Here is a 23,301-nt window from a genome sequence, read left to right on the forward strand (position 1 = left end):
ACCGCGCCCGCAGGCATCTCATCATCAGCACACTCACTGGAGGTCAGGAATGAATCGCACCGTCGTCATGGGGTTCCTGCTGACGCTTGCCTCCGCGTTCTTCTTCGCGGTCTCCGGCCCCATCGCGAAGACGATGTACGAGATCGGGTGGACGCCCGGTTCCGTCGTGCTCATTCGCCTGGCGGGCTCGGCCGTGCTGCTGCTCATCCCCAGTCTCATCGCTCTGCACGGGCGCTGGGACGAGGTGCGCGCCAACTGGAAGACCGTGCTCACGTACGGGCTGGTGTCGATGGCCGGCGTGCAGGGCTTCTACTTCGTCGCCGTCGAACACCTCACCGTGGCCGTTGCGCTGCTGCTCGAGATGACGGCACCGATGCTGCTGGTGTTCTGGATCTGGGCGCGGTCGCGCACCCGGCCGGCGACGGTGACCTTCATCGGGGTGATGGTCTCGATGGTCGGGCTCCTGCTCGTCCTCGACCTCCGCAACTCTGACATCAGCGTCTTCGGGGTCGTCATGGCCCTCGCTGCCGCTGTCTGTCTGGCCAGCTACTTCCTCGTCTCGGCGAAGGATTCCATCAACGTTCCACCGGTCGCCCTGACCGGCCTGGGTATGGGAATCGGTGCGCTGGTGATGACCGTCATCGTCCTCGCAGGTGTCATGCCCGCCGGTGCCGTCACCAGCGATGTCGACATGGGCGGATACAAGGTCTCCTGGATCCTGCCCATGTCGATGATCGTCGTCTTCACCGTGGGCGCCTACATCACGGGCATCCTGGGTCTGCGCTACATCGGGGCGACCATCGGCTCGTTCCTCAACCTCGTCGAGGTTCCCTTCTCCGTGATCGTTGCCTGGTTCGTCCTGTCCGAGCTGCCGACGCCCATCCAGCTCTTCGGCGGCGTGTTCATCGTCGGCGGCGTCGGCTTCATCAAATGGGGCGAGGCGCGCCTGGCCCGCCGGGTCGCCTCCCGCGAGGTTGTCGTGCGCACAGAGGATCTCGTCGAGGTCTGAGGTGCGGTGCTCCCTAAACCTCCCCGACGTCACTAAAAACGCGTGGCGCTGGGGAGGTTTTGTGACGTCGGGGGCGTTTAGCAGCGGGGTTCGGCCCGGCCCACCCCTCAGCGAACCTCGATGTCGTAGCTGTAGCCCTGTTCGGTGAGGAAGCGGCGGCGCTGGGCGGCGAAGTGTTCGTCGACGGTGTCGGCGGCGACGACGGTGTAGAATGTCGCTGAACCCATATCCTCCTTCGGCCGCAGGATCCGGCCCAGGCGCTGGGCCTCCTCCTGCCGGGACCCGAAGGCGCCGGAGACCTGGATCGCCACCGAGGCAGCCGGCAGGTCGACGGAGAAGTTCGCGACCTTCGAGACCACGAGGACCGGGATGGCGCCCGAACGGAAGTCGCGGAAGAGCTCCTGGCGCTGCGACTCCGGCGTCTGCCCGGTCAGCACAGGGGCGTCGAGTTCGTTCCCGACCTCCTCGAGCTGATCGAGGTATTGGCCGATGACCAGGATCTGCGCATCGGGATGGTCGGCGACGAGTTCGCGCACGATCGGCAGCTTCGCATCCGAGGTGGCCGCGAGCCGGTACCGGTCCTCGCCGTCGGCGCGCGCATACGCCGTCCGAGTTCCCCCGTCGAGACGGACCCGGACCTCGTGGCAGGCCGCGGTGGCGATGTAGCCCATGCGTTCGAGCTCCTTCCACGGCACTTCGTACTGCTTGGGCCCGATGAGGGAGAAGACCTCGTCCTCACGTCCGTCCTCACGCACCAAGGTGGCCGTGAGCCCGAGCCGTCGCCTGGCCTGCAGGCTCGCGGTCAGGCGGAAGATGGGTGCCGGCAGAAGGTGGACCTCATCGTAGATGACGAGCCCCCAATCCTTGGCGTCGAGGAGTTCGAGGTGCAGGTAGGAGCCCTTACGGCGGGTGGTGAGCACCTGATAGGTGGCGATGGTGATCGGCCGGATCTCCTTCGTCGACCCCGAATACTCGCCGATTTCGTCCTCGGTCAGCGAGGTCCTGTTGAGGATCTCGTCCTTCCACTGCCGGGCGGAGACCGAGTTCGTCACGAGGATGAGCGTCGTCGTCTGCACGCGTGACATCGTGGCCACTCCGACGATGGTCTTGCCCGCGCCACAGGGGAGGACGACGACACCGGACTCACCGCTGAGAGAATGGTCGATCGCCTCCTTCTGGTAGTCGCGCAGATGCCACTGCCCGCCGTGGGCGTCATCGGACAGAGCGATCTCGTGGGCTTCGCCGTCGACATAGCCGGCATGGTCGGAGACGGGGTGGCCCAGCCGCAGCAGCGCGTGCTTGAGTTCGCCGCGCTCCGAGGGGTGGACGAGGACGGATTCGGCGTCGAGGGACGTGCCGAACTTGCCCGCCAGGTCCGGCTGGCCGATGAGCGAGGCGAGCAGTTCGGTGTCGCTCGAGGTCAGGGTCAGGCCGTGGATCGGGTGGTCGACGAGGGTGAGGACTCCGAAGCGGTCCATGATGTCGACGATGTCGACGAGCAGCTCGTGGGGCACCGGGTACTTCGCGAACTCGAGGAGGACGTCGACGACGGATTCCGCGTCATGTCCGCTGGCCCGGGCGTTCCACAGCCCCAAGGGCGTGATCGTGTACGTGTGAATGTACTCCGGTGTCCGCGAGAGCTGTGCGAACGGGGCGATCGCCACGGCCGCCTCGACGGCCAGGGGATGCCCCGACTCCAACAGCACAGTCCGATCGGACTGCACGATCAACGGACCGTTCATATGTGTTCCTGCTTCTTCCCACGCCGAGGTGACTTCCGAGGGCACAACGCCAGTGCCCTCAGGATTGTTCCTCCGCCGCAGCGGATGGATCCTCGGTCACATCGACACTGACGATCCGCGCGATCGACAGGGACGCCTCGGCGCCGGTGGTCTTCACCGTGCCCCGCACGCGCCCACCGTTGACGGTGGTCGGGAGCATATCGATGACGCGTTCCTGCCCGTGCGAGTCGGCGAGTGTGATCGTGACCGTCCGGCCCGCCTCGGCGGCCTCCCGGAGACGGTCCATGTGCCCCAGCGGCTCGTCCGTGCTCGTGGTCGTCACCGCGCGGGCTCCGGGGGAGCGGAGGATGCGGATGTATTCGCCGAGGTGGTCGTCGGTGACCCGCGCGCGCTTGCGCAGATGCACCTCGGGCTCGGCCTGCGTGATGACCCTGCGTTTGCGCACCGGCCCCGAGGGCGAATGCAGCAGGGCGTGGTGCTCGGCGGATTCGAGCAGGTGCATGGTGCGCTCGGGGCCCAACTGGCCGACCGCCACAGTCGGGGCCAGACGCTCGAGGCCGGCCGGCAGCATGGCCTGGTCGGAGAGGATGACATCGAGGTCGACCGGGTCGTCGACGACGAGGACGGCACGGGCACCGGCGACTTGGACCCGGCGCAGCTTCGAGGCCGTGTTCTCGATGAGGAATTCCAGAGTCGACGGCAGAGCCTCGGCGCTGATCTCCGCGAGTTGGGCCAGGGCGTCGGCGGCATTGATGCCGGTCTGCATGCTCGCCTCGATCGTGTCGGCATCGATGCGATAGACAGTGCCCTGCCCGCGCGCCTCGACGACGGCAAACCGGCGCAGGATGTGGTGGACGCGTGGTTCGATGGGCCCGGTGGCCACGGCGGTGAGATCGGACTGGATGAGCACGGTTTCGACCTCATCGACGAGTCCGAGCCGAACCGCGTCGACGACATCTGTGGGCACTGCGAGGCTCTCGAGGCTGAAGTTCACGGGCGCGATCGAGGGATCCTGGGCGGCCTGGGCGCTCATCGCGGTCTGCAGGCCTTCTGCGAGGAGGGCGCCGAACCTGCTGGGCCCGAAATGCTGCGCGTTCTGCAGCGGGGTCGTGGCCAGGCCGAAGGCACCTGCGGTGTGGAGGATCGCCTCGGTCATCGCGAAATCGTGGGCGGGGATGAGTGGGCGGGCGGCAAGGACCTGTGCGTGGATCCACTCGGCCGAACGGGAGGACCCGAGACCGATTCCGCCCAGGATCTCCAGGATGGTGAAGCGCAGCAGGGGCATCGTCGGCTGGGACTGGCTGAACCCCTTGAATAGGGACTTCTTCGGGGACGCGAGGACGGTGAGGCGTTCGTTGGCGCTCGCCCCGGCCGCCAGTTGGGTGACGTCGAGGGGTTCGCGCAGCCAGGAGGTCATCAGAGCTGCCCAGAGTTCTGCCCTGTCGCCTTCGAGGACGTTGGCCGCGTCGTCGCTGGCCGTCCACTGGGGGTCCAGCGGGTCGTCGAGCACGCCGATGAGGCTCAGCGACTTCGCCGCGAGCAGCAGGGTGATCGTCTGCTCGAGTCCCAGGTCGATGGTTCTCCCGATCCGGGTGACGTCTCGCTTGGAGATTCCGCCGCTGGTCAAGCGGGAGATCGGGGAGGTCGCCAGCTCATCGACGAGTCCGCGCAGGGAGGAGATGACCTCCGCCACCGCGGCTCGTTCGCTGTTGTGGATGAGTGTCGTCGGAATCGACTCGGTGCTCGAATCCGGCTCGGTCCTCGCCGCCTGCCACGGATGTGCCCGGGCGGATTCGGCCGCCGAGGTGGGCAGCAGTGTGATGGCCTCCGACTGGATCCGCCAGGTGGTCTCCGACGACGGCCAGGCCAGGCCCAGGTCGCGCAGTCGGGGGAGGGCAGCCTCGGCGAGGGTGTCGTCGATATGACGATTCTCACGCACGTTGATGTCCGTCGACGTGCGTGCGGCCTTGGCCAGGTCGATGAAGACGTCGAGCTGTGCCGACGTCAGGGCTTCGATGCCCCGGGAGACGCCGATGCGTGAGGATGCGGCCGCGGCCAGCGAGGGAATCGTCGGGGACTCGGGTTGGAGGAGATCGCGACGGGTCCGGACGAAGGACTCGAAGTCGGTATCGGAACTGTGGGTCAGCCACTGGCTGAAGGTCATTGACATCGCTGCTCAGCTTACCGCGAGGGGTACAATAGATGGGCAGAAGAGCTTCTCGGATCTCGGAAAGGACGAGCATTGTCAGCCAAGCGTGTCGACACGACCATCGTCGTCGTGGCCGTTGCCGCCGCCGTCATCGGGGCGGTGTCGCTGATCGGTGTCCTGGGGCAGGCCTGGATGGGCTACGCCCCTTCGCACATACTGACGTACCTGCCGATGCTCCTCCTCCCGATCGCCTTCGCTCTTGTCGCGGTGGTCCTGTTCAGGGCGGTGCGCAGACGCAGACAGACCGAGGTGGGCCAGAGCTGAAACTCGGCCGCGGGCGCTGCGACCGGCACACGCACATCCGCTGAGGCTGCGGCCTCGTCGCGGATCGGGTGCCGGATCAGCGTCGGGCACACTCCCACCATGACGGCGTCTGCGCCGACGCCTGCCACAGACAGCGTCTGCATCGAAGAGTCACCTCCGGCGGCATCGCAGTCATCCGATCGCAGCCGGAGGACTGAGACAGTCGAAGCGCTGAAACGGTCGCAGGGTGAGACGCTCGCAGGGTTGAGACGCTCGCAGGGTTGAGACGGCACGCACGAGCACACAGGGCGGATCGGAGTCAGATTCGCGCAGCCGCACCCGGGCGAATCCGCCGGTGACTGCGGCGATCGTGGCCGAGACTGCGGCCCTGCACCACCTCGGCCACAGGCCAGCAACAACGACGAGCAACACCGACGAGCAACACTGACGACGAGTTACACCAATGACGAGCAACACTCACTACGAACAACACCAGGAAAGGACACCATGCCAACCGGACGCGTGAAATGGTTCGACGCCGACAAGGGCTTCGGCTTTGTCATCGCCGAGGACGGCTCCCAGGCCTTCCTCCACTCCTCCGTCCTACCCGAGGACGCTGAAGTCACGAAGGGCACCCGCCTGGAATACGACGTGGTCGATTCCCGTCGCGGGGCGCAGGTGCTCAAAGCCCGGCTGCTGAGCGCCCCGGCCAAAGTTGCGAAGGTGCGCAGGCGCGCGCCCGAGGACATGGCAGTTATGGTTGAAGATGTCATCAAGGTATTGGATGACCTCAACAACGGACTGCAGCACGGCCGCTACCCCGATTCGTCCCACGGAAACAAGGTAGCCTCATTGTTGCGGGCAATTGCCGACGATTTGGAGTCCTGATGTCATCACTCTTCAGTGATTGGATGGCCGGCCAGAGCGCCGAGCCGTCGAACGACCCTGCGCCATCTGCAGCGCCGGTGAAGCGGGCCAAGGCACCGCGGGCGAGCTCCGAGAAAGTCGTCCTCGACACGCAGCTTGCCGCTGCGATCGACATCGCACGTTCGGCCATCGCCGAGGTGGCCGGCAGTTCCGTGGTCGGCGACCACCTCGGCACCTTGGCCGAGGGCACCCGCCTGGTCACCCATTACTTCGCGTGCACGGACCCGACCTACCGCGGATGGCGCTGGGTCGCCGTCCTCGCCCGGGCACCCCGAGCGAAGAAGGTCACGGTCTGTGAGACCGCGCTGCTGCCGGGACCCGATTCGCTCGTCGCCCCGGAATGGGTCCCCTGGGACCAGCGTCTGGAACCCGACGATCTGACTCCACGGGACACCCTGCCGAAGGTCGAGGACGATCCGAACCTGCAGCAGGGCTTCGAGCAGGTCGAAGAGACCTCGGACGGCAATCTGGACGAGATACCGAATTTTGAGTTCGGACTCGGCCGCCGCCGGGTCCTCTCGCCCGAAGGCATCTCCGCGGCCGCCACCAGGTGGGCCGAATCGGAGACCGGCGCGGAATCGGACTTCGCAGCGAAGGCCTCGGCACACTGTTCCAGCTGCGGATACCTCATGCCGCTCGCCGGGTCACTGAGGCAGAAGTTCGGGGTCTGCGCGAACGGGTGGTCCCCGGCCGACGGCAAGGTCGTCGCACTCGACTTCGGCTGCGGAGCCCATTCCGAGACCGACGTCAGGCGACAGAGCACAGACCCGGCCGAGGCCGTCGTCGACGACTATTCCGCCGGCGAACTCGAGTTCCAGGAGGGCTGACACAGTCGATGGCGCACACGTTCCGGTCACTGGCTGAACCGAACTACCGACATTGGTTCGCCGGTGCCTTGGTCTCCAACACCGGAACGTGGATGCAGAGGACGGCCCAAGACTGGATCGTCCTGACTCAGCTGACGAACAACAACGCCTCGGCCCTGGGCATCACCATGGCTCTGCAGATGGGCCCGCAGCTCATCATGTTCCCCTTCGCGGGAGCGATCGCCGACAAGTTCTCCAAACGCAGACTGCTCATGGTCACCCAGTCACTTCTGGGGGCCGTGGGCCTGCTGCTGTTCGTGCTCGTCATCACCGACACCATCGTCCTCTGGCACGTCTACATGACGGCGCTGGCCCTGGGCATTCTGGCCACCCTCGACAATCCCTCGCGGCAGGCCTTCGTCTCCGAGCTGGTCGGTGAGAAGCTCCTGCCCAACGCCGTCAGCCTCAACTCCGCATCGTTCAACGGAGCACGCATGATCGGCCCCGGAGTCGCCGGAGTCCTCACCGCGCTCATCGGTGCCGGACCGGTGTTCCTCATCAGCGGGCTCGGATTCGCCGCGACCCTGACGGTGCTCATCCGCTTGGACCAGACCCGGCTGCACCCCTCGGGACGCCGCGGCAAGGGTGGGATTCTGGGCGGATTCAGTTACCTGCGACGGCGCCCTGACGTCACGATCGTGCTGGTCGTCCTGTTCATCGTCGCGACCTTCGGATTCAACTTCAACATCTACACCGCCACGATGGCCAAGGTCGAGTTCGGCAAGGACGCCAGCGGATTCGGTCTGCTCAACTCCGTGATGGCGATCGGTTCTGTGACCGGGGCGCTGGTCTCGGCGAAGCGGGAGAAACCGAGGCTGCGATTCATCTTCGGTGCGGCAGGCGGATTCGGCCTCGCCGTGGGAACAGCGTCCCTGATACCCAACTACTTCGTCTTCGCGGCCTCGCTGATGCTGGTCGGCTTCGCGTCGCTGACGATGATGACCTCCGCCAATGCCTATGTGCAGACGACGACGCCCGCGCATTACCGCGGTCGGGTCATGGCGATCTATGCTGCCGTCGTCATGGGCGGCACACCGATCGGCGCTCCGTTGGCCGGCTGGGTCGCCGACACCTTCGGACCGCGGATGGCCATGGGCGTCGGAGCCGCCTCGGGCATCATCGCCTTCACCGTCGGACTGGTGTGGATGATCGTGTCGAAGAACCTGCGCTTGAGCTATGACCCCAAATCACGCATCCGCCTCCACATCAGCTATCACGGTCGCCCCTGAGAGCTGAACTGGCCGTTAGCCCTGAATCGTTCGTGGGTTCTGTACCGCCTGTGAGTTCTGAATCCTCCCTGAGTTCTGTACCAACCCTGAGTCACTCTCAGATGCGCATCGCCTAAAATCGGGGTACCCATGTGCATCAAGGGACCCATGCGCAACAGGGGACCCATATTCATCAGGGAACCCATCGGCAACTGAGCGACAGATCGGACACACAGTGAACGCGGACATTCTCACCTCGGTGCTGGCCGGACTGGCGATCCTCGTCGGCTGCCTCGGCATCATCGTGCCCATACTGCCGGGATCCATCCTCATCGGAATCGCCGTCTTAGTGTGGGCGATCGTCATCGGCGGACCGATGGCCTGGATCGTCTTCGCCATCGTCGCAGTCTTCGTCGCGGCGGGCATGAGCGCGTCCCTGGTGCTCACGGGCAGAAAACTCAAAGACATGGAAGTCCCCAACAAGTCGGTGCTGCTGGGCGGCTTCCTCGGCATCGTCGGCTTCTTCGTGATTCCGGTCCTCGGACTGCCGATCGGTTTCATCGCCGGGCTCTACCTGGCCGAATACCTGCGGATCAAGGAAGCGAAGGAGGCCTGGGACTCCAGCTGGGAATCACTCAAGGCGATCGGCATCGGTGCCGCCATCGAGTTCCTGCTCGCACTGGTGGCCGCGATCACCTTCGGCATCGGCATCCTCATCCACTTCCTCGGCTGAGGGCCGGAGGCCACCTGCGCAAAAGGCACCATCAGCGCGGAAAGCAACTGTTGCAACACGGTGTTTTCGCACTGACGGTGCCTAGTGCCTGTTCTGTCCACCGCACCACGCACCGGCAGCGGCGCATCCTCCAGCTAGACGCTTCGCCCACAGACAGTTGAGCACCCCGCACTGTCAGTGCTGAAAGCACCCCCTGCAAAGGGGCGTTTCGGCACCGACAGTGCGGGGTGCTCGAAGTTCTGACCCTGAAAGTTCTGAGCCAGAAAGTACTGACCTAGAAAGTTCTGGGCCAGCACGTCGCCGGCTGAGAATACTCTTCGACCGACGTCACTGATGCGACTTCAGGCCAAGGCGTCGATGACGAAGTCGATGCTTGCCAGGAGCGCTTTGACGTCTTCGGGGTCAACGGAGACGAACGTTGCGATGCGCAGCTGGTTGCGGCCCAGCTTGCGATAGGGCTCGACGTCGACGATGCCGTTGTTGCGCAGCACCGAGGCGACGAGGGCCGCATCGACCGAGTCATCGAAGTCGATGGTGGTGACGACCGATGAGCGATCCTCAGGGTTTTCGACGAAGGGATGAGCCACCTCGGCGGCTTGGGCCCAGTCGTAGACGAAACCGGAGGTCTCACGGGTCCGTGCGGTGGCCCACTCGAGGCCGCCGTTGCCGTTGATCCACTCGATCTGCTCAGCCAGGAGCACCAGGGTCGCTACGGCAGGAGTGTTGTAGGTCTGGTCCTTGCGGGAGTTCTCGATCGCGGTCACGAGGTCCAGCGAGGTGGGAATCCAGCGTCCGGAGTCCTTGATCTCCTGGGCGCGGGCGATGGCCTTCGGCGACATGATCGCCACCCACAGGCCGCCGTCGGAGCCCATGTTCTTCTGCGGTGCGAAGTAGTAGACGTCGGTGGCAGTGATGTCGACGGGCAGACCGCCTGCACCGGATGTGGCGTCGATGAGGACGAGCGAATCGTCGTCGATGCCCTCGGGGCGCGTGATCGTGGTGGCGACACCGGTCGAGGTTTCGTTGTGCGGCCAAGCATAGACGTCGGCCGTGACATCGGAATTGCCGGTCGCCTCGGTGAGGGCAGCGGGGGAGGGGACGGCGGAGGTGCCGGGTTCGGCCTTGAGGATGAGGGAATCCTGCAGATGCGGGGCCTCGTCGGTGGCCTTGGCGAACTTCTGACCGAATTCGCCGAAGGTCGTGTGTGCGGCCCGCTCGCGCACAAGCCCGAAGGCGGCGACGTCCCAGAAGGCGGTGGAGCCGCCGTTGCCCAGGACAACCTCGTAGCCGGAGGGCAGGTTGAAGAGTTCGGCTAGGCCGGTGCGGATGCGCCCGACAAGGTTCTTCACGGGTGCTTGGCGGTGGCTGGTGCCCAGCACATCGGCGGCGGCAGAGTTCAGCGCCTCGATTTGGGCTTTGCGGATGCGGGCCGGACCGGCGCCGAAGCGTCCGTCGGCGGGCAGGAGTTCGTCTGGGATCTCTATATTCGTGGCAGTCACGCACGACAGTCTACGACGCACCCGCGTGTGCCAGATGACCGGCATCGTCATGTTGAGTCATGTCACGGTCGGCGTCACCGCCGGATCGAGTCGCGGCTTGCCGCCAGCCACGTCTTGCAGGCAGTCGCGTCGTGGCCACCAGTCACACGATGACGCGTGTCACCGGCTAGTCGTAGAGTGAAGATATGAGTGATCCAGTCGACCGATTGCCGCAGACGCGCAAGTCCTACGAGTCACCGACCTTCGACCATCCCGAGGTCTCGCCGCTCGCGCTGTTTCGACAGTGGTACGACGAGGCGGCCGGCCACGTTCGGGAGCCGAACGCGATGACGGTCTCGACCCTCGATGAATGGGGCCCGTCCTCGCGGATCGTTCTGCTCAAGGGCATCGACGAAACCGGGTTCATGTTCTTCACCGACTATGACTCGGCCAAGGGCCGTCAGCTGCGCGCCGACCCGCGCGTGGCCGTGAACTTCCCCTGGCAGGACATGGAACGCCAGGTCAGGATCAGGGGCCTCGCAGAGGAGGTCGCCCCCGAGGAATCAGACGCGTACTTCGCCGTCCGCCCCCGTGGATCGCAGATCGCGGCCAGCGTCTCGAAGCAGTCCCAGCCCGTCAGCGGACGGGAGCAGATGCAGACCGAATATGACGCCGCCGTCGCAGAGTTCGCGGACACGGACGTGCCCCGGCCCGGTCACTGGGGTGGATTCCGGGTCCGAGTCTTCGAGATCGAGTTCTGGCAGGGACAGAAGAACCGTTTCCATGACCGGTGGGTCTTCCGCCGTGCCGACGGCAGTCACGAACCGGCAGATCTGTCGCAGGCTTCCGCATGGAGCTGCGTTCGTCTCTACCCCTGAGCGCGGGTGGCCACCGGTGGCCTCGGCGAAATATTCGTCTGACATCATGCGTTGGCCTGGAGTAGGGATGAACATGGTCTAGGCATCGACCACGGGGCAATTCCCGTGGGAAATCCCCATCGAGGACAGAGCGTTGGGCGTCTAGGGAAAAGGGCGGTGGACGTCAACGCCGGTTGAACTCACGAGATTGCCCGAACGCGGGATAGGATTGATGCTGAGAACGCCTGAAATGGTCGAATGGGCCTGAAGACGAAGAGTGGAGTGGCTGGTCTGAAGTGAACGACCTCATTGATACAACCGAGATGTACCTCAAGTCGATCATCGAGCTTGAGGAGCAGTCGATCGTGCCTCTGCGTGCGCGGATCGCTGAACGATTGGATCACTCCGGTCCCACCGTTTCACAGACCGTGGCGCGAATGGAGCGTGACGGTCTGCTGCATGTGAGCAACGACCGTCATTTGGAACTGACGCCGGAAGGTCGCCGCATCGCCACCGAGGTGATGCGCAAGCACCGTCTGGCCGAGCGGCTCCTCGCCGACGTCGTCGGGCTCGAGTGGGAACTCGTCCACGACGAAGCATGCCGCTGGGAGCATGTGATGAGCGAACAGGTCGAACGCAAACTCGTCAAGCTGCTACCGGAGACCGCGTCGGGCCCGTACGGCAATCCCATCCCGGGCCTGGACATGATCGGCGGAGGTGCGACTGCAGGCACCGACGTCGTCGATCTCGCGACTGCGGTCGCTCGCGACGGAGCGAAGGAGCTGCGGATCGCCTGGTTGGCAGAACCACTGCAGGTCGATATCCACCTGCTGCAGCAGTTCCAGGTCGCTGGGGTGCTGCCCGACAGTGATGTCGAGATCTCACGCAACGGCGAGTACATCACGGTTCAGGTTCCCGGCGCACAGGACGTGCTCGATCTGCCCGTGGACACGGCCTCCCACGTCTTCGCCTACAGGAAGTGATCCCTCGCCCGCGGTGAAGCAGGTGAAGCACGGGGGGTACTCACCGCCGCAGCGGGGCAGAGAATCCTCGTCGCCGGGCGGACATGCAGCCCGGTCACGGCTGATGACCACGGTCGGCCCCGATTCGTTACACAATGATGTTGAGCACGGCCCAGGGAGTGGCAGAACACCCCCTGGGCCGTGTCGTATAACGAGCAAATGTTACGAAGATTAATGCCAATTTCAAGCCTCTGACCTGCAGGTTTATGGGAAACCTCCGGGCTGTCCCCCGTGGTTCGTGACAGAAACGTGACAATCGGTCACTGATTGGTTACAGTTGTGGAGGTCGTTCACGAAAGTGTCGACTTCACGCCGAGAGCCGCACGCCACGCTCGATGTGAAATCTCTGAGGACCGAAAGTGGCGGTTGGGACTCTTCCAATAGGTGACGAGAGGAAAACGTGGCAATCAAGCAGCATGGCCGCCGCGCCGCAGAAGCCAAGGTCAAGACCCCATTGACCGAACTGACTGAAGTCCTGAATGCCAACTCCGCCGTATTCGGGCGTCGCGCAGCCGTTGTTGCTGCCAGCGGTGGTCTGCTCACCGCAGCCGTTCTTCCGGCGGCAGGACAGGGAGCCGACGACAACGTCGCAGTCTCCGCCGAGTCAGAAGCTCAGACGCAGGTTGAATACAAGAACCAGACGGCGACCGTTACTGCTGGCGACGAAGCCAAGGACAAGGACAAGAAGCAGGACTCCTCCTTCAGCGCCGACGTCCAGACCGTCACCGCCAAGGCTGCTCCGAAGCCTGAACCAGAACCCGTTGAGACCGCCGAAGACACCTCGGACGACACCGCAAACACCGGCTCCTCTGACTCCGGTGACAAGGGCGAGTCGGATAAGGGCGAAGGCAGCGATGCTGGCTCGATCGACGGCTCCAAGGCAGAGCAGGTCATCGGCTGGGCAGAGAAGGGCGTCGGCACCCCCTACGTCTACGGTGGAACCTCCCAGAGCGGCTGGGACTGCTCCGGCTACACCTCGTGGGTCTACGGCAAGGTCGGCGTCGACCTGCCCCGCACCTCCGGCGCACAGAAGGCAGCCGGACAGGTCGTCTCTCAGTCGGAGGCCAAGCCCGGTGACCTCATCTGGAGCCCAGGCCACATCGGCATCTACGCCGGTGACGGACAGATGTACGACGCCGGTTCACCCGGTTCAGGCACCTCGAAGCGCAGCTATAGCTGGATGGGCAACGTCACCTTCATCCGCGTTCTCTGATCCACTTCACGTAGAAACTCCCCGCCCGACTCGACGGTCCTCGAGTCGGACGGGGAGTTTTTGCGTATCCGATTGCATGCGGTGCCCCTCAGTGCGGATGAGGACGGCGGTGCCTGCAGGTGGGTATGAAACGGCACGTGCGGTGCTGAAAGGTGAACGGCGGTGAAAGAATCCGTGACGCGAGGGGTATGAATTCGGTCACAGGAGAGTGTCGGCGTTATTCTTAATAAGATTGAGTTGGCGTAAGTGATGGGAAGTCAGATGGGCCACAGTCGGATAGTGCGAATAGCCGCTCCAGTTTCTGGCGCGGAACACATACTTGTGTCTGTCCCCTCTTTCAAGGCGTTGTGCTGCGGCACAGCGCCTTTTGCGTTCCCCGGGCCCGTGTCGATCGACCAGGACCACACTCACACGAAGATGAGGGGCGGGATATGAAGACTCTCGTGCTGAATGCCGGGTACGAACCACTGTCGATCGTTCCCTTCACCAGGGCAGTGGTCCTGGTATTGACGGGAAAGGCGACAGTCCTGGCAGCCGAGGACATACCGGTGAGATCCGAGCACCTCAACCTGGACCAGCCGTCGGTCATTCTGCTCACGCGCTATGTGAGGCCGCCACATGATCGCCGAGTCTCGCTCTCCAGGCGGGGTGTGCTGCGCCGCGACAACCACCGCTGTGCCTATTGCGCAAAGGCGGCGGCCACGGTCGACCATGTCGTTCCACGCTCACGCGGCGGAGTGAACAGTTGGGAGAACCTCGTCGCCTGCTGCCGCGAATGCAACAACCGCAAGGGCAACAGGACATTGGCCGAGATCGGATGGACGCTCAGCTTCCATCCTCAGGAGCCGCGGATCGGCCAATTCTGGATGCGGGGGATCGACAAGCCGGTTGAGCAGTGGCGTCCGTTTCTTGAGCTCTCCAGAGCTGCCTGAAGACGGCATCGCTGCTGATCGCAGCGGCGGTGTCCGTGCGGCGGCTCATTTCGGATAACGATGTGACATAGGCGCAGGCTCCCGAGCGATTCTGATTTAAGGTGGAGACGAGAGAAGTTCGCTTCAAGACGAGGAGCTTGCGATGAATGAGCAAGACCGAACCCAGGACGCCGATACATCACCTGCAGGGGAGCCCTCGGCTGTCGTCGTCGGCATCGACGGTTCGCCTCCCAGCCGCAATGCTCTGGCGTGGGCGATCCAGGAAGCGAGATCTTTGGGCAAGCCGATCCGACTGGTCGGTGCCTACACCATTCCCAGCGTTGCCGCGGCCGCGATCGACGTCTCCTACGTCCCGATCGATGACACTTCGATCCGTGCGGCAGTGACGAACACCCTCAAAGAAGCCGCCGCCGAGGTGAAATCCGCCGGCGTGCCCGTGGAGGCCGTCATCGAAATCGGTGACGCAGCCGGGGTCCTCATCGACGAATCGAAGTCGGGAAGCCTGGCCGTCGTCGGCTCCCGCGGTCGAGGCGGATTCGCCGGACGTCTGCTCGGCACCGTCTCCAGTGCCCTGCCGGCCCACTCCGCTTGCCCGACCGTCGTCGTTCCCGCCTCATGGCAGGCCGATGCGGAGAAGACCGCAGACCCCACATCATCCCGGCCGATTCGTCAGGACGGCATCGTCGTCGAAGAGCCCGACCCCAATGTCGAGGCCATCGAGGGACTGCGTTTCGACGGTAAAGTCGTCGTCGGCGTCGATTCCCTCGGGGCCGAGTCTCCGGCGCTGTGGAAGGCCGCTCGATTGGCTGTGCGCCGTGGGTCGCCGCTGCACATCGTCGCCGTCATCACCACCACCGTGATCGGACCTGAGTGGCTGCCGAGCACCGCGGACCTCGAACGGCTGGTCAATGAGGGGGCCGATAAGCTCGTCGTGGCCAAGCAGCGCCTGCAGGACGAGTTCCCGAACCTCGATGTCACATGGACACTGTTCGATGGCCAGCCCGCCGAGGTGCTCGTTCGAGCCTCTGACACCGCCGAGGTGATGGTCATCGGTTCCCGTGGTCGTGGAGGCTTCGCTGGGCTGCTCCTCGGTTCGACCTCGCAGTCGGTGCTGCCGTACTCACAGTGCCCGACCATGGTCGTGCGCGTCACTCGGGACCACAACAAGCATCGTCACGGTCACGATGCAGAGGCCCCCGAGCCGGGACTGTGAGACCGGAAGCTCAGTTCCTTCCAGACTGACTGCGGAAGCCCTCTGCCGTCTCCGGGAATCCGGATGGCCAGCCGCGCCCTCAGAAGCGGGGGCGAGGTGCTGGCCTGAGGCCAATGTGTGACTGCTAGTCCGCGGTGGCTTCGATGATGACGTTGTCCACCGAGCGACCTGAAGCGCGCTGCAAGCACGTGAGGATGACGAGCCGGCCGGGTTCATCGGCCCACACGCGATCATCACCGGAGATGTCCGACTTCGGCACAGTGTAGGCATCGGTCACGGTGTAGTCGTGGTCCTGGAGGGTGATCGATTCGCCTGTTTCGACCGTCGGCTCGCCGGCCTCGACGTCGATGAGTTTGTTCCCTGGCAGGTCGGCTCCCTGCACGGAGTGGATGGCGACATATGTGGTGCCGCGCTCAGGGTGGTCCGGACTGCCGTGGTTGCGTACTATATAGCCGTTGCGCAGCCCCGGGGGATTGATCGCACCGTTGACCTCGGACATGGTTTCCAATCCGGTGTCGAGACCCACCGAGGGGACTCGGAAGTCTCCGTCGAGGGCTTCGATGTTCATGTCCTCGACTTCTGCCTCGCTTGGGGGCTCTTCCAGGCGGACATCGGCTTCGCCCGCAGCGGGGCTCTGTTCTGCGGACGGCCCCTCCTCAGCGGTGTTCTGTTCCTCAGAGAGGCCCTGAGTGAGCATCCATGCACCTGTGCAGATGAGGGCGATGATGACAACGGCGACGGGGATGGTCCACCAGTCACGAAGTTTGGGTGCCGTCATGGTGTCCTTTCATATGCCGGTGGCGGCCACCGGGTCAGTGGCCGCCACCGGGTCATGACGTGGAGGTCAGTTCCCCTTCATGCGAAGGCGAAGTGTCCCAATGATGAGTCCGCCGGCAACGACCAGCAGTCCGACACCGCCGATGAGCTTCCAATTGGTTCCACCGTCGGCAGCGTCAACATACGCACCGGTCTCGACAACAGGGTTGTCGTCGGGCTTCTCGGCTTCGGGCATGGTGATGGCCACGGTCTCCGAAGGGACGCCGTAGTTATGGGACCAGGCCTCGTTGGCTCCCGCGGCAGGGGCCGAAGCCACGAACGTCACCGACTTCTCCTCGCCGGGCTTGACGAAGTCGGCATCGAGTTCGAGCGCGTCGGTCTCGAATTCGGCGGTGCCGTCGTCATCGCAGGTGACATCTGGGGTGAAGGTTTCAATGAGTTCCGCGTCTCCGGGGGCGTCCTCGGACTGGGTGATCCTGCCTTCCTCGGCATACGCCTCGACCTTGGTGTCTTCGACAGGTTCGCCGGGTGCGCAGTTCTCGAGTCGCACCTTGTCGGTCACCTTCGCGGGAAGTTCGGCGATCTCGTCGACCGACACCTGCGAAGATACCTGCGGGGTGTAGGGGCCTTGGTAGGAATCCGACGCCTCGGCGGTGGTCTCCTGACCCTCGATGACGGACTGCAGATTCGCACGATCATAGTCATCGGCGTCGAAGTCCTTGGGGTCCCACTTGGTCACTGAACCGGTCGGCAGACCTGAGAACGTCACCGACACAGAAGCATCGGGAACTTCGTCGGCGAAGTCGAGGGGAACCTCGACCGGTTCCTCACCGGACGTGATCGTCGTTGTCTCGGCCTCAGCGCCGTCGACAGTGAGCTCACCGTCGAACCCGGGAACACTGGCCCCCTCGGAATTGACCAGGGAGACAACCGCAGCCGACGAGTCCTCGTCGATGGTGACCTTGGCCTTGTACGTGCCGTCACCGGCATACTTTTCCGCCTCGTCACCCATGCGGGCCGAGAGGTCATAGGCTTCGGGCAGCACCTCATCGTAGAACGCCTCGGCACCGAGGTCTTTGAGGTTCTTTGAGTCCTCGTTCCACCCGATCCCATCGGTGACTTCTTTCAAACTGCGATCATCGAGAATGTCGCGGTGGTCGATCTCATCAGAGCTGTGGACGTGCTCGCCGATAGCCATGTCATGAGCCATCTGATCGGCCATGTCGCTGCGAGGTTCGTCCCATTTCGCGAGGATATAAGCCAGTTCGGGAGCCTCGACAGTGGATTTGCCGCCTTCGTCGTAGCCACTGCCCATCGGTTGGGTCAGGCCACGGTCGATGCACCAGACCCGTTTGCCGGAGAGAGGGCCGGAAGATGGAATATAAGCGCCGTACATGGTGGCGTTTTCGACACCACCCTGGTTGTCTGTTTCAGGGTTTGTGGTGACTCCGGTGAAGTCTGGTTCGCCCTCGTACGTGCTCAGCTGGGGTCCGAGTTCGGGTGCAGCCGTTGCTGGTGACGCGAGGAGAGTGCTCCCTGCGATCAGTGCGATTGTCGTTCCGATTACGGGCAGTCTTCTGCGGAGTTGCCGCATGGTGTGGTTCCTTCCTGGGGTGCGACACGTGGTATCGACCGTCGATTCCACGAACGTAGGTTCACAGGCAGCTGCCCTGACTCGCTCCCACTACGAGAGTATAGGGAAAGCAAGGGTGATTGTCTCATTACAGTAGTGTCTAGCTGTGTTTGAGGCAGGTGCGTTTATCGTCCGACCAGCAAAGATGCCCTCAGAGCTCGACCATTGCCAAGGGGAATTCGGCAGACCAGCAGGGCGTCGGAAACGCTCCGACCAGTTCTCTCAGTGGCGCCCCCGGGCAGATTCGAACTGCCGACACCCGCTTTAGGAGAGCGGTGCTCTATCCCCTGAGCTACGGGGGCGATGTGGCCTTCTTCAACCACGATCACCCAGTGTAGCGCAGAAGAAACCTGGATGTTTCACGGTGTGCCAGCACCTATTATGGGCAGTTTCTCGTTAGGGTCGAATTGTGCCAGATTCCGTTGTTGACGATCAGTTCCCGGAACTCGACGATGTCTACGCCGAGTGGAAACAGCAGGCTGCCCACCTGGGCGGTCGCGACACCATGCTTCATTTCCGGGACTCGCGTGATGGCAGCATCGATCTCTCCGGGGCGCACCCGTCTGGTTTAGCCCAGCTTCTGGCCGGTCGGGCCACCCGACTTTCCAGCCTGGTCCGTGATCATGAGGTCCTCGCTGACGCCCGCCGTCGAGCGAAGTCGATCCGGTCGAAGGCCGAACAGCTCGGCAACGAACGGGGAATCCAGACGGCGCACCTGGCGATCGGCTTCGCCTCGTGGACGGAGAAGGACTCCAAGTACAAGTTCAACGCACCCGTCGTGATGCGCCACGTCACGCTCGTTCCCCGCGGCTCCCGCGTCGAGGACTTCGAGGTCGTGTTGGGCGACGGGATCATGATCAACCCGGCCTTGGTCCAGCACCTGGCTGAGGCCTACGACCTCGAGGTGCCTGTCGACGAATGGGTCGACGCCACGGGGGGACCGCACGGCTTCGACCCGGGGCCAGCACTCGACCGCCTCCGCGACCTCGCGCAGTCGGTGCCCGGGCTGCGGATCAACCACCGTTTCGTGGTCTCGACGTTCGCGAACATCGCGAGCCCGTTCACCACGGACTACCTGCCGACACAGCATCCGATTCTCCGTGCTCTCGCCGGGGACGAAGATGTGCGAGGTGCACTCGGCGGCCCGTCCTACGTTCCGACTCCGCGGCCGGCAGCGCCCGAGGCCCCCGCATCCGATGCCGATGACCAGAGCGCTCGGACTCAGGATACGACCGCTGACGACGATGACGGCTTCTCGCAGCCGACGGTGCCGATCACCGATGGCTCCCTGCCCGGAGGACCGACGCAGACTGCCGGAGACTCATCTGACTCCATCTCAGCCACCTCCGCATCAACTGACTCCACGAAGACCGACTCCACGACGACCACCTCCACAGCAGCCGATGACGCCGAGGCGACTCGTCACGATGCAGGCGCGGCACCTTCATCGGCCAGCAGCGGACGTGAGAGTACCGCAGCCAAGGGCGCTTCAGGCGGCAGTGCTGCAGCGGACAGCGCTGCGAGCGATCAGAGCGCACAGCCCGAGATCACGGAGCCAGAGACCACCGATTCCGATGCCGTGGATTCCGACGATGTGGAATCCGAAACCGCAGATTCCGACGACGATGTCGTTCCGGCAGCGCTCAAAGAACCCGTCACACCGCTTCCTGACCGCAAGCCTCAGGAAGAGTTCCTCGTCATCGATGTCGACGGCGACCAGCAGGCCGTCGTCGACGCCGCCGTCTCCGGGCAGTCCGTCGTCGTCGACACCCCACCCGGGACCGGTGCCACCCAGGTCGCGGTCGCTGTCGCCACAACACTGGCTCACACAGGCAAGAGCGTTCTGTTCCTGGCCCAGACTGCCGATGCACTCGATGATTTCTCATCCCGCCTCGGCGAGGTCGGGCTCTCAGAATTCGCAGTGGACACCCGCCAGGGCACCGGTGCGATCAGGAACCAGCTCGTGGGCCTCATCGGATCTGCTGAGAAGGCTGAACGTCCCGACCTGTCCGGCCTGCTCAGCGAACTTAACGAACAGCGCGCGACACTGAATGATCACGTCTCCTCGCTGCACCGTCGGCGTGAGCCCTGGGACGTATCCGTCTACGAGACGATGCAGCACCTGGCGGAACTGACCTCCGGTGACGATTCTCCTCAGACCCCGGTCCGATTCGGCGAAGATCTCCTGAGCGCCAGCGATGACCGCCGGAACGCTCTGCGCGGAAAGCTCAGTGAGCTGGCATCACTGGGTGCCTTCACTCTCGACGTCGAGGACACCGTCTGGTTCGGCGCGGATCTCAAATCAGTCGAAGAGGCCGAACAGGCACGAACCATCGCCGAGCGCCTCGGCCGGACTATCCCCGACTTCGTCAAGACCGTCGAGCCGGTCTTGTCCAAAGCGAAACTGAACCCACGCCGCAACCTCAAAGACTGGTCGCGCGCGATCAAGGTGCTGCTGCGGGTGCGCACGACACTCGACAGCTTCGCCCCTGACATCTACGATCACCGACTCGACGATCTCATCGCTGCGACCGGAACCGCAGAGTACCGTTCCGACGTCGGCATCGAGATGGGCATGCTTCAGCGCAAGCGCCAGAAGAAGGCCGCGAATGAGTTCCTGCGCCCCGGTGCCAATGTCACGGACCTGCATTCGGCGCTTGTCGATGTCCGTTCCCAGCGTATTATTCTCCAGGACCTCGCCGGTCATGACGGTCGTCCGCAGATTCCTCGCGGCGTCCTCGACGCCGATGAGATCCTGCAGGACGTTGAGGCCGACGTTGCCAAGATCGCACCGATTCTCGAGACCACACCCGATGGCGGCGATCTCAGTTCAATGCTCATCGAAGAGCTGCAGGCACGAACCGAAGCCATGGGTCGGGACTCGGAGAACCTCGCCGAACTGCCGAAGCGCTCCAGAATACAGCGCGAACTGGCTGACGAGGGCCTGTCCGATCTGCTGACCGACCTGCGTCGCCGCAAAGTCGACACCACCCTCGTCGGGCCGGAGTTCGACCTGGCCTACTGGGCGTCAGTCCTGCAGAGGATGGCCAGTGAGGACCCCCAGGTGGGCCGCCACGACGGTGCCTCTTTGCACCAGGTGGCCGAAGGCTTCCGTGAGAACGACCGCGCTTTCGTCGCAGCAGGTGCAAGCCGACTGCGATACAACCATGCTCAGGCGTGGAAACGGGGAATCGACAACGACCCGATCTCCGCCGGAGTCATCAAACAGGAGCTGCTCTCCCCACACACCTCGGTGCAGACCATGTCGACGCGGGCCCCCGAGCTGCTGACGACACTTGCTCCGGTCTGGATGGCCAGTCCGTACTCCGTGCCCGAGCTCTTCTCCGCACTGCCGCTCTTCGACGCCGTGGTCATCGCCGATGCCGGCCGACTGTCGGTCGCCGACGTCGTCCCCGGCATCACTCGGGCCCGGCAGGTCGTCTCCCTGGGCGATTCCAGACTGCTGGGGCCACGACCCTTCTCGATCGCAGTCGATCGCTGGGGCATGGACGATGGGAATCATCCGAGTTCAGTGCAGGAGAGCCTCGGCGAATTCCTGCCCAGAATGGAGCTGTCGAACTCCTACCGTCAGTCGCCGGTCGGGCTCATCGACCTGGCGAACCGGCACTTCTACGATTCGACGATCACGACGATGCCGACCGCGCACACGGGCGAGGGCACCGGTCTCGAGTTCTCCTTCGTCGCAGATGGTCGGGGTCCGACGGACATCGGCACCGGACGTGTCGAAAGCCCCGACGCTGAGGTCAAACGTGTCGTCGAACTCGTCCTCAAACACGCACGGAACCGGTCGCGCGAGTCATTGGCGGTCGTCGCGCTCACCGCGCATCACGCTCAGCGCGTGGCCACAGCGATATCGTGGGCAATGAAGGATCTGCCCTATGTTGCGGCATTCTTCAGCGATTCGAGCAAGGAACCTTTTGTGGTGACCGACGCCGAACGGGTCCAGGGAATGTCCCGCGACGCGGTGATCTTCACCTTGGGCTATGGGCGGACCGTCCATGGGCGAGTCATCCACGACTTCGGTGCGCTGTCGGGACCTGATGGGGAGCGGATCCTCGCGGCGACGATGACTCGGGCACGCAAGCGTCTGACCCTGGTCTCGAGCATCGAATCCGATGACTTCGATACGCATAGGCTTGCCGGGGGAGCGGCTCTGCTCCCACGGCTGCTCGACGAGGTCGCCGCCGGCGGTGTCAGGCAGCCGGGCCCCCACGGTGAGATCTACGATCCGCTCTTCAACGACATCGCCGATCGTCTGCTGCAATTGGGCGTGGTCGCTCACGAACATTACAACGGCATCGATCTGGCCGTGGCGAACTCGACCGAGGACGAACACGGAATGATCATCGCTGTCGCCGGCGACGGACCCGAATACGCGTCGGTCCGTAGCCTGCGTCAGCGCGAGCGCGTCGTGCCTGAACAGTTGGCTCGTCGCGGGTGGAAATTCATGCGCGTGTGGTCCACCGACGCCTTCGTCGATCCGCAGACGGAGACCGAGAAGATCTTCGATGCGTGGAAGTCCACAGTCGAGAAGATGAGCCCGCAGGCCGTCCTCAATGCCGCCCGAGCCGCCTCGGTCGTCGTCGGCCGCACCGGCAGCAGGCCGAAGCTGGTGCCCGGTCTGCCTATGCACAAGTACTCGGACTCAGGGCTTGACGCAATGATCGACTGGGTCCAGTCCGATGCCGTCGTCCGCGGCGATGGCGAGATCAAGGATCTGCTCCGCACTGCGCTGGCGCAGAAGGGCAACTCCGGTCGCGGAGATTCTCAGCTGCAGGCGGCAGTTGACCGTTACCGTCAACGGCATGCACGGGCCAAGCGAGTCACCGGCGCCGAGGTGGTGGTTCCCGAATCCGATCAGCACAGTCCCATGGAGGACGAGGTTGTTCCCACGTTCGACACTGGAAAGATCCGGGCCGACGAGCTTCGTCAGGCAGGTCTGATCGAGACCGCGAGCACCGAGCAGGTGACCAGCCCGGATGAGCAGGTGATGATCCCGGACGGGGAAGCGACGAGCTCGGACGGGGAAGCGACGAACCCGGACGAGCACGGTGCGCCCGGTGGTACGGAGGAGGAAACCTTTGATTCCTCCAACCCCACAGCTGGAGTGCAGGAGACGGCGGGCGATGCAGCCGAGTCATCTGCCGGCCGGCGCGGTGGTGAGAAGGATCGCCCGAGTGCCGCTGATATCGAGCCGCGCACGGATGACTCCTGACGA

At 64.1% G+C, this 23,301-nt stretch carries 17 protein-coding genes and 1 tRNA gene; 12 read left to right on the forward strand and 6 right to left on the reverse strand.

The genetic code is table 11. The annotated features are described in order from the left end of the window. The first annotated feature begins 49 nt into the window (after positions 1-49). On the forward strand, positions 50-1,009 hold the full coding sequence (locus tag BLT92_RS13070) for an EamA family transporter (RefSeq protein ID WP_231938821.1): 960 nt from the start codon (positions 50-52) through the stop codon (positions 1,007-1,009). A gap of 107 nt (positions 1,010-1,116) precedes the next feature. Here the strand turns inward: BLT92_RS13070 and BLT92_RS13075 are convergent, their stop codons facing one another. Then, positions 1,117-2,751 carry a DNA repair helicase XPB gene (locus tag BLT92_RS13075; RefSeq protein ID WP_092106192.1) on the reverse strand — a complete coding sequence of 545 codons (1,635 nt, stop codon included), beginning with the start codon at positions 2,749-2,751 and terminating at the stop codon, positions 1,117-1,119. Between the two features lie 58 nt (positions 2,752-2,809). Beyond that, a complete protein-coding gene (locus BLT92_RS13080; RefSeq protein WP_092106194.1) occupies positions 2,810-4,915 on the reverse strand; it encodes a helicase-associated domain-containing protein in 2,106 nt (701 codons plus the stop codon). Positions 4,916-4,993: 78 nt separating this feature from the next. On the opposite strand from BLT92_RS13080, the gene BLT92_RS13085 reads away from it, so the two are divergent. The 5 genes from BLT92_RS13085 to BLT92_RS13105 all read left to right on the forward strand — a co-directional run bounded on the left by BLT92_RS13085 (position 4,994) and on the right by BLT92_RS13105 (position 8,937). Beyond that, entirely contained in the window at positions 4,994-5,224 is a 231-nt protein-coding gene (locus tag BLT92_RS13085; protein WP_092106196.1) for a hypothetical protein, read from the forward strand. Between the two features lie 486 nt (positions 5,225-5,710). Further along, positions 5,711-6,091, forward strand: a complete 381-nt coding sequence (locus BLT92_RS13090; protein ID WP_092106198.1) for a cold-shock protein — start codon at positions 5,711-5,713, stop codon at positions 6,089-6,091. Continuing rightward, positions 6,091-6,957: a DUF3027 domain-containing protein gene (locus BLT92_RS13095; RefSeq protein ID WP_092106200.1), complete on the forward strand. Its 867-nt coding sequence runs from the start codon at positions 6,091-6,093 to the stop codon at positions 6,955-6,957. The genes BLT92_RS13090 and BLT92_RS13095 overlap by 1 nt, the downstream gene beginning before the upstream one ends. 8 nt (positions 6,958-6,965) lie before the next feature. After that, entirely contained in the window at positions 6,966-8,225 is a 1,260-nt protein-coding gene (locus BLT92_RS13100) for an MFS transporter (RefSeq protein WP_092106202.1), read from the forward strand. 214 nt (positions 8,226-8,439) lie between these two features. Beyond that, positions 8,440-8,937 (forward strand): DUF456 domain-containing protein, encoded by a 498-nt coding sequence (locus BLT92_RS13105; protein ID WP_092106204.1) that lies wholly within the window; start codon positions 8,440-8,442, stop codon positions 8,935-8,937. Positions 8,938-9,278: 341 nt separating this feature from the next. On the opposite strand, the gene serC is transcribed toward BLT92_RS13105, so the two are convergent. Further along, positions 9,279-10,436: a phosphoserine transaminase gene (gene serC / locus BLT92_RS13110; RefSeq protein WP_092109312.1), complete on the reverse strand. Its 1,158-nt coding sequence runs from the start codon at positions 10,434-10,436 to the stop codon at positions 9,279-9,281. Positions 10,437-10,621: 185 nt separating this feature from the next. Between serC and pdxH the strand changes: the two genes are divergently transcribed. The 5 genes from pdxH to BLT92_RS13135 all read left to right on the forward strand — a co-directional run bounded on the left by pdxH (position 10,622) and on the right by BLT92_RS13135 (position 15,652). Continuing rightward, positions 10,622-11,293 carry a pyridoxamine 5'-phosphate oxidase gene (pdxH, locus tag BLT92_RS13115; RefSeq protein WP_092106206.1) on the forward strand — a complete coding sequence of 224 codons (672 nt, stop codon included), beginning with the start codon at positions 10,622-10,624 and terminating at the stop codon, positions 11,291-11,293. Between the two features lie 275 nt (positions 11,294-11,568). After that, positions 11,569-12,255 carry an iron-dependent transcriptional repressor DtxR gene (locus BLT92_RS13120; RefSeq protein ID WP_092106209.1) on the forward strand — a complete coding sequence of 229 codons (687 nt, stop codon included), beginning with the start codon at positions 11,569-11,571 and terminating at the stop codon, positions 12,253-12,255. Between the two features lie 439 nt (positions 12,256-12,694). Next, positions 12,695-13,507 carry a C40 family peptidase gene (locus tag BLT92_RS13125; protein WP_092106211.1) on the forward strand — a complete coding sequence of 271 codons (813 nt, stop codon included), beginning with the start codon at positions 12,695-12,697 and terminating at the stop codon, positions 13,505-13,507. Positions 13,508-13,938: 431 nt separating this feature from the next. Continuing rightward, positions 13,939-14,439: an HNH endonuclease gene (locus tag BLT92_RS13130; RefSeq protein ID WP_092106213.1), complete on the forward strand. Its 501-nt coding sequence runs from the start codon at positions 13,939-13,941 to the stop codon at positions 14,437-14,439. Between the two features lie 142 nt (positions 14,440-14,581). Further along, positions 14,582-15,652 (forward strand): universal stress protein, encoded by a 1,071-nt coding sequence (locus BLT92_RS13135; protein ID WP_092106215.1) that lies wholly within the window; start codon positions 14,582-14,584, stop codon positions 15,650-15,652. A 124-nt stretch (positions 15,653-15,776) separates the two neighbouring features. Here the strand turns inward: BLT92_RS13135 and BLT92_RS13140 are convergent, their stop codons facing one another. The 3 genes from BLT92_RS13140 to BLT92_RS13150 form a co-directional block, all read right to left on the reverse strand. Beyond that, the gene (locus BLT92_RS13140; protein WP_092106216.1) at positions 15,777-16,430 is read right to left on the reverse strand and encodes a class F sortase; all 654 of its coding nucleotides are present in this window, start codon (positions 16,428-16,430) and stop codon (positions 15,777-15,779) included. Between the two features lie 66 nt (positions 16,431-16,496). After that, a complete protein-coding gene (locus tag BLT92_RS13145; protein ID WP_092106218.1) occupies positions 16,497-18,023 on the reverse strand; it encodes a hypothetical protein in 1,527 nt (508 codons plus the stop codon). 265 nt (positions 18,024-18,288) lie between these two features. Beyond that, positions 18,289-18,364 (reverse strand) — tRNA-Arg (locus BLT92_RS13150). 107 nt (positions 18,365-18,471) lie between these two features. On the opposite strand from BLT92_RS13150, the gene BLT92_RS13155 reads away from it, so the two are divergent. Next, on the forward strand, positions 18,472-23,298 hold the full coding sequence (locus tag BLT92_RS13155; protein ID WP_092106220.1) for a DUF4011 domain-containing protein: 4,827 nt from the start codon (positions 18,472-18,474) through the stop codon (positions 23,296-23,298). Positions 23,299-23,301: the final 3 nt, after the last annotated feature.

This window comes from Brevibacterium picturae, assembly GCF_900105045.1.
Classification (GTDB): Bacteria; Actinomycetota; Actinomycetes; order Actinomycetales; family Brevibacteriaceae; genus Brevibacterium; species Brevibacterium picturae.

Coding starts and splice junctions, on each gene's coding strand:
- BLT92_RS13070 (WP_231938821.1), top strand. CDS start 50: ATGAATCGCACCGTCGTCATGGGGTTCCTGCTGACGCTTGCCTCCGCG.
- BLT92_RS13075 (WP_092106192.1), bottom strand. CDS start 2,751: ATGAACGGTCCGTTGATCGTGCAGTCCGATCGGACTGTGCTGTTGGAG.
- BLT92_RS13080 (WP_092106194.1), bottom strand. CDS start 4,915: ATGACCTTCAGCCAGTGGCTGACCCACAGTTCCGATACCGACTTCGAG.
- BLT92_RS13090 (WP_092106198.1), top strand. CDS start 5,711: ATGCCAACCGGACGCGTGAAATGGTTCGACGCCGACAAGGGCTTCGGC.
- BLT92_RS13095 (WP_092106200.1), top strand. CDS start 6,091: ATGTCATCACTCTTCAGTGATTGGATGGCCGGCCAGAGCGCCGAGCCG.
- BLT92_RS13100 (WP_092106202.1), top strand. CDS start 6,966: ATGGCGCACACGTTCCGGTCACTGGCTGAACCGAACTACCGACATTGG.
- pdxH (WP_092106206.1), top strand. CDS start 10,622: ATGAGTGATCCAGTCGACCGATTGCCGCAGACGCGCAAGTCCTACGAG.
- BLT92_RS13130 (WP_092106213.1), top strand. CDS start 13,939: ATGAAGACTCTCGTGCTGAATGCCGGGTACGAACCACTGTCGATCGTT.
- BLT92_RS13135 (WP_092106215.1), top strand. CDS start 14,582: ATGAATGAGCAAGACCGAACCCAGGACGCCGATACATCACCTGCAGGG.
- BLT92_RS13140 (WP_092106216.1), bottom strand. CDS start 16,430: ATGACGGCACCCAAACTTCGTGACTGGTGGACCATCCCCGTCGCCGTT.
- BLT92_RS13145 (WP_092106218.1), bottom strand. CDS start 18,023: ATGCGGCAACTCCGCAGAAGACTGCCCGTAATCGGAACGACAATCGCA.